We start from the raw sequence: 3,238 nt of genomic DNA on the forward strand, positions 1-3,238 counted from the left end.
GGGGCCAGCCCCGCGCTCGCCAGGGCCTGGCGGATGACGCGCTGCTGCGAGGGACCGTTCGGCGCGGTCAGGCCGTTGGACGCGCCGTCCTGGTTCACCGCCGAACCGCGCACCACCGCGAGGATCTGATGGCCGTTGCGGCGGGCGTCGGAGAGGCGCTCGACGAGCAGCATGCCGACGCCCTCGCCCCAGCCGGTGCCGTCGGCGGCGTCGGCGAACGCCTTGACGCGGCCGTCAGCCGCGAGGCCGCGCTGCCGGCTGAACTCGATGAACGAACCCGGGGTCGACATCACGGACACGCCACCGACCAGCGCCAGCTCGCAGTCGCCCTGGTGCAGGGCGTTCGCTGCCAGGTGCAGCGCCACCAGCGAGGACGAGCACGCGGTGTCCACCGTTACCGCGGGGCCTTCGAAGCCGTACGTGTAGGACAGGCGGCCCGAGATGACGCTCGCCGAGACTCCGGTGCCGGCGTAGCCCTCGACCTCCTCCTGGGCGGCCATCAGCAGTGCCGCGTAGTCCTGGCCGTTCGTACCGACGAAGACGCCGGACCGGCCGCCGCGCAGCGATTCGGGGTCGATGCCCGCCCGCTCGAAGGCCTCCCAGGACGTCTCAAGGAGCAGCCGCTGCTGCGGGTCCATGGCCAGCGCCTCGCGGGGCGAGATGCCGAAGAATGCCGGGTCGAAGTCCGCGACACCGTCCAAGAAGGCACCCATGCGGGTGTATGTGGTGCCGGACTGCTCGGGGTCCGGGTCGTAGAGCGAGTCCACATCCCAGCCGCGGTCCGTGGGGAACGGCGACACCGCGTCGCCGCCTTCGGACACCAGACGCCACAGATCTTCCGGGGAGCGTACGCCGCCGGGGAAGCGGCAGCTCATCCCGACGATCACGATCGGCTCGTCCGCGACCATCGCCACCGAGTCGTCGGCCACGACATCGACCACCCCGCCCAGCAGCTCGGCACCGAGGTGTGCCGCCAGGGCGGCCGGGGTCGGATAGTCGAAGACCAGCGTCGCCGGCAGCACCAGCTCCGTCGCGGCATTGAGCCGGTTGCGCAGCTCCACCGAGCTGAGCGAGTCGAAACCCAGCTCCCGGAACGCGCGGTCGGCGGCAATGGCCTGCGCCGAACTGTGGCCCAGCACCACGGCCACATGCCCCAGCACCAGATCCAGCAGCACCTTCTCCCGCTCCGCGACCGGCAGACCCACCAGCGACTGCGCCAGCGCAGAGCCCGCGACGGCACGGCCTGCCTCGACCGTCCTACGCGCGGTGCCCCGCACCAGACCACGCATCATGTGCGGCACCGGCTGAGAACGCGCCTGCCGACGCAGCACCGACAGATCCAACGGAATCGGCACCAGCGCGGCACGCCCCGTGGAGGCCGCCGCGTCGAACAGCGCCAGGCCCTCCGCCGCGCCGATCGGGATCACACCACCACTGGTGATGCGGCGCACGTCGGCCTCGTCGAGGCTGCCCGCCATGCCGTCCGCGTCTGCCCACAGGCCCCACGCCAATGACGTTGCCGCAAGCCCGGCGGCGCGGCGGTGCTGGGCGAGGGCGTCCAGGAAGGCGTTGGCGGCGGCGTAGTTGCCCTGGCCCGCGCCACCGAAGACACCGGCAGCGGACGAGAAGAGTACGAACGCCGAGAGGTCCAGGTCACGGGTCAGTTCGTGCAGGTGCCAGGCCGCGTCGGCCTTGGGCCGGAAGACGGTGTCGATCCGCTCGGGGGTGAGCGAACCGACCGTGCCGTCATCCAGTACACCCGCCGTGTGGACGACGGCCGACACCTCGTGCTCGGCCAGCAACGCCGCGACGGCGTCACGGTCGGCCACGTCGCACGCCGCGAAGGCCACCTCGGCGCCCGACGCGACCAAGTCCTCGCGCAGAGCCTCGGCACCCTCGGCGGCAGCACCGCGCCTGCTCACCAGGAGCAGGTTCCGCACGCCATGCTCAGTGACCAGGTGCCGGGCGACGAGACCGCCGAGCGTCCCCGTCGCACCCGTGACCAGCACGGCACCGTCACCGAACTCGAAGCCGGAATCGTCTGCCTCGGACGTCCGGGCCCTCGCCAGGCGGGGCGCCTGTACGTCACCGGAGCGCACCGCCATCTGCGGCTCGCCCGTGGCCAGCGCCGACGCCAACGCCCCCACCGACGCCGTGTCCTCGTCGAGGTCGACCAGCACGAACCGGTCGGGGTTCTCCGACTGGGCAGAGCGCACCAGGCCCCATACCGCCGCCTGCGCGAGGTCTCGTACGTCATCGTCGGCCGTAGCGGCGATCGCCCCGCTGGTGGCGATGACCAGGCGCGACGCCGCGAACCGCTCATCCGACAGCCACGTCTGCACCGCGTTCAGCGCCCAGTGCGCCGCCTCGTGCGCGGCGGCGATCACGTCGGAGGCAGCAGTGACCGGGCACGGCAGAACAACGTAGTCGGGCAGCTCCACCGAAGCCGCCAGCGCCTCCAGATCGGTCCACTGGACCGTGGGGGCGTCGTCCCCGGCGGACAGGGCAACCGGCACCCAGTCGACGCCGAACAGCGCGTCGTCCCGACCCCCGTCGGCGAACTGCTCCGACGACACCGGGCGCAGCACCAGCGAGTCCACGGTCGCGACCGGAGCGCCCGCCCCGTCCGCCACCGCCAGCGACACTCCGTCCGGCCCCGCGGGCGTCAGCCGCACCCGCAGCGCCGTCGCGCCCGAGGCGTGCAGCCGCACACCCGACCACGAGAACGGCAGTCCCTCGGCCTCGCCATCCATGAGCCCGGTCGCGTGCAGCGCCGCGTCCAGCAGCGCCGGATGCAGACCGAAGCCGTCGGCCTTCACCCCCTCCGGGAGCGCCACCTCGGCGAACACCTCGTCGCCCCTGCGCCAGGCCGACCGCAGGCCCCGGAACACCGGGCCGTACTCCGCGCCCAGCTCCGCCAGACCGGCGTAGAGACCCTCCAGGTCGACGGCCTCCGCACCCGTCGGCGGCCACTCCCCCAGCGCAGTCGCGCCGGAGCGCCCGCCCGCGCCGAGGACACCCGTGGCATGCCGCGTCCACGCGCGGCCGTCGTCGGTGTCGTCCGTGCTGGAGTGGAAGGTCAGCTCACGGCGGCCGGAGGAGTCCTCGGCGCCGACCCACACCTGGACCCGTACCGAATCGTTCTCGGGCAGGACCAGCGGGGCCTCAAGCGTCAGCTCCTCGACCAGATCACATCCGACCTGGTCGCCCGCGCGCACCGCGAGCTCCACGAACGCGG

At 72.9% G+C, this 3,238-nt stretch carries 1 protein-coding gene; it reads right to left on the reverse strand.

The genetic code is table 11. The annotated features are described in order from the left end of the window. Window positions 1–3,238, reverse strand: a 3,238-nt coding sequence (locus AB0I16_RS35700; protein WP_363253844.1) for a type I polyketide synthase, incomplete at both ends; no start/stop codon positions are given.

It is taken from the genome of Streptomyces sp. NPDC050703 (assembly GCF_040654435.1).
In the GTDB taxonomy this organism is placed as follows: domain Bacteria; phylum Actinomycetota; class Actinomycetes; order Streptomycetales; family Streptomycetaceae; genus Streptomyces.